The following is a 6925-nucleotide window of genomic DNA, read 5'->3' on the forward strand; positions in this document are numbered from 1 at the left end:
CGGGATCGCCCGCTAGCGAACCGGCGCCCCTGATGTCAGCCCCTGCACCGAGGCGACAAGCGCCTGGCGGTCGATGCGGAAATGGCGATAAAGATCACCGATCATCCCCGTCTGGCCGAAATGTTCGACCCCGTGCGGGATCGTCCGGTGCCCGGCCACCGCGCCCAGCCAGCCCAGCGTCGCCGGGTGCCCGTCGATCACCGTCACCAGCGCGCAGTCGCGCGGCAGCGCGCCCAGCAACCGCTCGACATGGGCCGTTGCACCGCTATTTCCACGCGCGCGTTCGCGTTGCGCCGCCGTCCAGCCTGCGTTGAGCCGGTCGGCTGACGTGACCGCCAGAACACCCACATCCCGCCGCGCGCCACCAATCATGCCGGCGGCGGCAATCGCCTCGTCGGCCACGGCGCCCTGGTAGGCGATCACCACCTCGCAATTCGGCCCCGGCGGGCGCAGCCAATAGGCCCCGTCGATCGCCCCCTGCCGGAACGCATCGTCATGCCGCTTGCCCGGCTGTTCCAGCGGTTTCGTGGTCAGCCGCAGATAGACCGCCCCCCCCGTCTCGTCACGCAGCCATGTGCGTTCGTCCGGGTCACCCTCACCGTCACGTTGCAGGTAGTCGAAGGCCCATTCCATGATTACTTCCAGCTCGTCGGCAAAGGCAGGCTCGAAACTCGCCAGCCCGTCCTGCGCCATGCCGGTGAGCGGTGTGCCCACCGATTGATGCGCACCCCCCTCGGGCGCCAATGTCACGCCCGAAGGCGTCCCCGCGATGATGAAGCGCGCGTCCTGGTAACTGGCATAGTTGAGCGCATCGAGCCCGCGATGCACGAACGGGTCATAGACCGTACCGATCGGAATCAGCCGCTTGCCGAACAGGCTGTGCGACAGTCCCGCCGCGCCCAGCAGCAGGAACAGGTTCATCTCGGCAATGCCCAGTTCGACATGCTGGCCCTTGGGCGTGAACTCCCATTTCGCGGTCGAGGGGATGCGATGCTCGATAAAGGCGTCGGGTCGGGACGTGCGGGCGAAAAGCTTGCGCCGGTTGACCCACGGCCCGAGCGAGGTGGTGCCCGTCACATCCGGCGAGGTGGTGACGATCCGGTCGGCCAGCGCGCTGTCGCCCTTGGCCAATTCGTCAAGGATCTTGCCAAAGGCCATCTGGGTCGAGATTTCACGGTCACTGGCGACCGAAAGCGCGGGCGAAGGCAGCTTGTCATCCGAATACCGCCGCACGCCCCTGGCAAAGAACGGCACCCGGCCCAGGAAGTCGCGCAGCCCATCCGCATCGGCGACGCCGGCGAAACGCTCCCATTCCTGCCCCTCGGGGATATCCATATGCCGCTGCCATTCGGCCATCTGCGCCTTGGTCATCAGCCCGCCGTGATTGTCCTTGTGTCCGGCGATGGGCGTGCCCCAACCCTTGATCGTGTAGGCGAGAAAACAGGTCGGGCGATCATGGTCGATGTCGGCAAAGACATCCGCCATGGTCTGCACGCAATTGCCGCCGAGATTCTCCATCAACGCTGCCAGCTCGGCATCGGAGCGCCGGTCTATCAGGGCCGTCACGTCACCCTGGTCACCCAGGTCATCCATCAACCGCTTCCGCCAGACCGCGCCGCCCTGAAAGGTCAACGCCGAATACTCCGCGTTGGGACAGGCGTCGATCCATGCGCACAGGGCCTCACCGCCCGGTTCACCGAAGGCCGCACGCTGCAGCGCGCCGTATTTCACCCGCACCACGTCCCATCCGAAGGCGTCGAAGATCTTCTCGACCCGCTCGAACAGCCCCTCGCGCACGATCCCGTCCAGCGACTGGCGGTTATAGTCGATGATCCACCAACAATTGCGCAGGTCGTTCTTCCAGCCTTCCTGCAACGCCTCGTAGATATTGCCCTCATCCAGCTCGGCATCGCCCACCAGCGCCACCATTCGGCCCAGCGGCAGGTCGGCGCCCCAGTCCTTGGCGGCGATGTAATCCTGCACCAGCGACGCGAAAGAGGTGATCGCCACGCCAAGGCCCACCGAACCGGTCGAGAAATCCACGTCATCCACATCCTTGGTGCGGCTGGGATAGCTTTGCACCCCGCCAAATCCGCGAAAAGCCTCCATCCGGTCGCGGTCGAGATGACCCATCAGGTATTGCATCGCGTGAAAGACCGGCCCGGCATGGGGCTTGACCGCCACGCGATCCTCGGGGCGCAGCGCCGAGAAATAGAGCGCCGTCATGATCGACACCATCGAGGCTGAAGACGCCTGATGCCCGCCCACCTTGATCCCGTCGGGATTGGGGCGAACGTGGTTGGCGTGGTGGATCATCCAGTGCGATAACCACAAGAGCCGCTGCTCGACGGTCTTGAGATGCGCGGAATCGGTATCTGTCATGGCGTGTCCCATCGCATGGCGTGTTACGTATTCCCGAACGGCAGGGGCGCAATCCGCGTGGGCACGGCGCCCGCCTCCAGCATGGTCACGAGACCCTCGGCATTGTCCAGCAGATCGGCGTGCACCAGCCCCACCCCGATGGTCCGGTCAAGCCGCCGGGAAAAGGCGAACTCGCACACCCGGCCGACCACCGCGTCTCCCACCGCAAGCGGCACCGGGTGGCCCGGCGGCGTCGGGCGCCCATCAAGGACAAGGCCCACGCGCCTGCGCGCCGGTCCCTCGGCCGCCACCCGTTCCAGCGCGGCACGACCGACGAAATCATGTCCCGCCTCAAGATCGACCATCGCCCCCAGCCCCATCTCGAACGGGTTCGCCCGCGCGCCTTGCCAGCGCATGTCGGCCCCGTAGGAAATCAACCCGCTCTCCAAGCGCTCGATGTCATTCGGCGCACCCGGCCCGATCCCGAACGGCGCGCCTGCCTCGGCAACCATGGACCAGAGGTCGCTGCCCCGCGCACCGTCCATCAGATAAAGTTCGAACCCGCCCTGCTTTGACCAGCCCGAGCGCGCAAGTATCAGCGGAATGCCAGCAAGCGTGGTCTCTTCGAATGCGAAGTGGCGCATGGTGCGCACGCGTTCGCCAAAAAGCACCGCCGCCACGTCCACCGCCTTCGGCCCCTGGATCGCAAGAGGGGACACATCGGGCTCATCCACCTGAACGTTCCAGCCCCGCTCACGCCCGATCGCTGCCGCCCAGAGGTGAATGTCACTGTCGGCCACCGAAAGCCAATACCGGTCCTCGGCGAGTTTCAAGAGCACCGGATCGTTGATCAGCCACCCGTCGTGATCGCAAAGCGGCACGTAGCGCCCCTGCCCGACTCGCGTCTTGGTCAGGACGCGGGGGGTAAGGTATTGCGTCAGCCGCCCGGCATCCGGGCCGGTCAGTTCCACCTGCCGCTGCGCTGCCACGTCCCACATCGCCACACCGTTCAGGAGCCGGTCATACTCGGCATCGGGATCGCCGAAATGTCCCGGGATCAGCATGTGGTTATAGACCGAGAACCCCTGCACCCCGCTTTGAACGGTGGCATCGAAGAACGCGGATTTGCGCAGGTTCGGGCCGATGGAAATCTGGAAGGACATCAAGGCACTTTCGGTTGCATTGTTTCAGGCGGACTGTCTGAGCGCGGGTTGGCGCAAGGCCCCGTCCAGATCGTCGATGATATCGGCCAAATCCTCAAGCCCGACCGACAACCGGATCAGCCCGTCACCGATCCCGTGTTCGGCACGCTCCTCGGGGGTATAGGTCGAATGGGTCATCGAGGCGGGATGCTGGATCAGCGTTTCGGCATCACCCAGCGACACTGCGCGCGCGATCATCCGCAGCCCGTTCATCATCGCGCGCCCGGCCTCCAGCCCACCCTTGAGCTCAAAGGCGATCATCGCGCCGGGCAGGGCCATCTGGCGGCTCGCCAGCGCGTGCTGGCCGAAGCTTTTCAGCCCCGGAAATTGCACGCTGGCCACCGCGGGATGCGACTCAAGCCATTCGGCCACCGTCTGCGCGCTGGCACAATGCCGCTCCATCCGCAAACTGAGCGTCTTGAGCCCACGCATGACAAGCATCGCGTTGAAGGGCGCCATCACCGCGCCGGTCATGTCCTTCATGCCAAAAAGGCGAATCTCGCCGATCACCTCGGCCCGTCCGACCACGACCCCGGCCACAAGATCGCCATGCCCGCCCAGGTATTTGGTCGCCGAATGCACCACCAGATCGGCGCCCAGCGTGATTGGCCGGGTCAGGTAGGGCGTCGCATAGGTATTATCGACGATGACCTGCGCCCCGCCCGCATGGGCGATCTCGGCCACCGCCGCAATATCCACCAGCCGCATGTTGGGATTGGCGGGCGTCTCGAAATAGACCACGCGGGTCTTGTCGCTCATCGCCGCCTTCAGGGTCTCGGGCTCGGTCATGTCCACATGGGTCACGGTGATGCCGAACTTGTGCAACCCGTGATGCAGGAAGGCAAAGGTGCATCCGTAAAGCGTGCGGTCCACGATCACCTCGTCGCCCGGCGCCAGCAGCGTCCAGAGCGTTGCCGTGATCGCGCCCATGCCCGAAGCGAGTGCCAGCCCCGCCTCGGCCCCTTCGAGCGCGGCCATGCGCCGCTCCAGCAGGTCGAGCGTGGGGTTCGAGACGCGCGAATAGACATGGCCGGGCCGCTCGCCCGCGAACATCTCGCCGCCCGCCTCGGCGGTCTCGAAGGCAAAGGTCGAGGTCAGGTGCAGGGGCGGTGTCAGCGCGCCCTCATGCTCCATCGGGTCATGGCCAAGGTGAATGGCGCGGGTGGCAAAGCCTGGTATGCGGGTCATATGAGAATCTCCTTTTTTGACAGGATATCGCCAGATGACAACGCAGTTATTGCCATTTTTACCCATTCATTGATAAATATTGGCATATGATGCCAAGAAGGCCGAACATGGACAACAAGGACCGCCAGATTATCCGCGCCCTGCAACGCGACGGGCGCATGTCAAACCAGGATCTCGCCGCGGCGGTCAACCTTTCGCCCTCGCCCTGCCTGCGCCGGGTGCGCAACCTTGAAAGATCCGGCGTGATCGAAGGCTACAGCGCGCGGGTGAACGCCCGGGCTTATGGTCTCGCGATCACCGCCTTCGTGCATATCCGGCTTGAGCGGCATGACGAGGAAACGGTGCAGAATTTCGAGCGCCGGGTTCAGGGCATGGAAGAGGTTCTCGAATGCCACGTGATGACCGGACAGACCGATTACCAGTTGCGCGTCGTGGTCGAATCGCTGGATGCCTATGAACGCTTCATCCGAAGTCGCTTGCAGCGCCTGGGCGGAATCGGGTCGATCGACACCAGCTTTGCCTATGGCACGATCAAGGACAGCACGGTGTTTCCCGCAGGCTGATACTCTGCACCCGGGCTTTCAAAGCGCGGGATTATCGGCGATATACCGGCCAGACAAATGGACACCCGATCATGCCGGACGACAGACCAGACCTCAGGGACCGCATTCGTTTTGCCGTCATCCGCGGCACGCTGTGGATACTGCGATGCCTGCCCTATCGCTGGCGCGTGCCCGTCGCGGGCTGGATCGTGTCGCGCATCGTCGCGCCGCTGGTCGGCTGGCGCAAACGGATCCGCGCCAATCTCGCCCGCGTGCGCCCCGATCTGCCCCGGCGCGAGGTCGAACGCCTCACCCGTGCCGTGCCGGACAATTTCGGGCGCACCCTTGCCGAGCTTTTTTCGCCCGACGACTTCGTGCCCATCGCCCGCGCCACCCCGTTCGAAGGCCCCGGCCTCGCCGCGCTCGACGCCGCCCGTGCCGAGGGCCGCCCCGCGATCCTCGTCTCGGGGCATTTCGGCAATTACGACGTGATCCGCGCGGGCGTGATCCATCGCGGCTTCTCCGTGGGCGGCATCTATCGCCCGATGAACATCCGCCAGTTCAACGAGATCTATGTCGAAACCATCTCGAAGATCGGTACGCCGCTTTTCTCGCGCGGCCGTCGCGGCATGGCCGAGATGATGCGCTTTCTCAAGGGCGGTGGCACCCTCGCCGTGCTGATCGACCAGCGCCTGCCCAATGGCGAGCCGCTCGATTTCTTCGGTCAACCCGCCTACACCGCGCTCTCGTTCGCCGAACTGGCGCTGAAATATGACGCGGTCCTGATCCCCTGCTATGGCATACGCCAGCCCGACGGCCTGTCGTTCCGCGGCGTGTTCGAGGCCCCGGTGCCGCATACCACCCCAGAAGAGATGACCCAGGCCCTGAACGATTCGCTCGAAGCGCAGGTGCGCGCGCATATGGGCCAGTGGCTGTGGTTCCACAACCGCTGGAAAGACATCAGGAAACCCGCCAAGGCCAGGGAGGCATGACATGAAGATCGCAAATCGCGAGATCGGCCCCGATCACCCGCCCCTCGTCATCGCCGAGATCGGCATCAACCACGGCGGCGACCTGGAGGTTGCGAAAGAGATGGTGCGCCACGCCGCCGCCGCGGGCTGTGAAATGATCAAGCACCAGACCCATATCGTCGAGGACGAGATGACCGACGAGGCCAAGCAGATCTTCCCGCCCAACGCGGATGTCTCGATCTGGCACGTGATGGAGCAATGCGCCCTCTCGCGCGACGACGAGGCCGAGCTGAAGCGATACACCGAAGCACTGAGCATGATCTGGATCTCCACGCCGTTTTCGCGCGCGGCCTGCGATTTCCTCGACTCGCTCGACGTGCCCGCCTACAAGATCGGTTCTGGCGAAGCCGACAACCTGCCCCTGATCCGCCACATCGCCCGCAAGGGCAAGCCGGTGATCCTCTCGACGGGGATGCAAACCATCGAAACCATGCGCGCCAGCGTGACCATCCTCGAAGAGGCCGGGCTGGACTATGCCCTTCTCGAATGCACCAACCTCTACCCCTCGCCGCCCGAAATCGTCTCGCTCAGGGGCGTGACCGAGCTGCGCAATGCGTTCCCGAATGCCGTCGTGGGCTTTTCCGATCACTCGATCGGCCCG

At 64.7% G+C, this 6925-nt stretch carries 6 protein-coding genes; 3 read left to right on the forward strand and 3 right to left on the reverse strand.

Going from position 1 to position 6925, the window contains the following annotated elements; all coding sequences use genetic code 11:
* Positions 1-12: 12 nt before the first annotated feature.
* Genes ACESL9_RS02890 through ACESL9_RS02900 form a run of 3 tightly spaced genes read right to left on the reverse strand, consistent with a single transcriptional unit; the run spans position 13 to position 4751 of the window.
* The gene (locus ACESL9_RS02890) at positions 13-2382 is read right to left on the reverse strand and encodes a transketolase (RefSeq protein ID WP_372674482.1); all 2370 of its coding nucleotides are present in this window, start codon (positions 2380-2382) and stop codon (positions 13-15) included.
* Positions 2383-2405: 23 nt separating this feature from the next.
* Entirely contained in the window at positions 2406-3524 is a 1119-nt protein-coding gene (locus ACESL9_RS02895) for a glycine cleavage T C-terminal barrel domain-containing protein (RefSeq protein WP_372611672.1), read from the reverse strand.
* A 24-nt stretch (positions 3525-3548) separates the two neighbouring features.
* A complete protein-coding gene (locus ACESL9_RS02900; protein WP_372611670.1) occupies positions 3549-4751 on the reverse strand; it encodes a methionine gamma-lyase in 1203 nt (400 codons plus the stop codon).
* 107 nt (positions 4752-4858) lie between these two features.
* Between ACESL9_RS02900 and ACESL9_RS02905 the strand changes: the two genes are divergently transcribed.
* The 3 genes from ACESL9_RS02905 to ACESL9_RS02915 form a co-directional block, all read left to right on the forward strand.
* Positions 4859-5314: an Lrp/AsnC family transcriptional regulator gene (locus ACESL9_RS02905; protein WP_372611668.1), complete on the forward strand. Its 456-nt coding sequence runs from the start codon at positions 4859-4861 to the stop codon at positions 5312-5314.
* 71 nt (positions 5315-5385) lie between these two features.
* On the forward strand, positions 5386-6285 hold the full coding sequence (locus ACESL9_RS02910) for a lysophospholipid acyltransferase family protein (protein ID WP_372611666.1): 900 nt from the start codon (positions 5386-5388) through the stop codon (positions 6283-6285).
* Between the two features lies 1 nt (position 6286).
* Positions 6287-6925, forward strand: a 639-nt coding sequence (locus ACESL9_RS02915) for an N-acetylneuraminate synthase family protein (protein ID WP_372674483.1), incomplete at its 3' end; no start/stop codon positions are given.

The sequence above is a fragment of the Aquicoccus sp. genome (assembly GCF_041686535.1).
Taxonomy (GTDB): domain Bacteria; phylum Pseudomonadota; class Alphaproteobacteria; order Rhodobacterales; family Rhodobacteraceae; genus Aquicoccus.

Coding starts and splice junctions, on each gene's coding strand:
- ACESL9_RS02890 (WP_372674482.1), bottom strand. CDS start 2,382: ATGACAGATACCGATTCCGCGCATCTCAAGACCGTCGAGCAGCGGCTC.
- ACESL9_RS02895 (WP_372611672.1), bottom strand. CDS start 3,524: ATGTCCTTCCAGATTTCCATCGGCCCGAACCTGCGCAAATCCGCGTTC.
- ACESL9_RS02900 (WP_372611670.1), bottom strand. CDS start 4,751: ATGACCCGCATACCAGGCTTTGCCACCCGCGCCATTCACCTTGGCCAT.
- ACESL9_RS02905 (WP_372611668.1), top strand. CDS start 4,859: ATGGACAACAAGGACCGCCAGATTATCCGCGCCCTGCAACGCGACGGG.
- ACESL9_RS02910 (WP_372611666.1), top strand. CDS start 5,386: ATGCCGGACGACAGACCAGACCTCAGGGACCGCATTCGTTTTGCCGTC.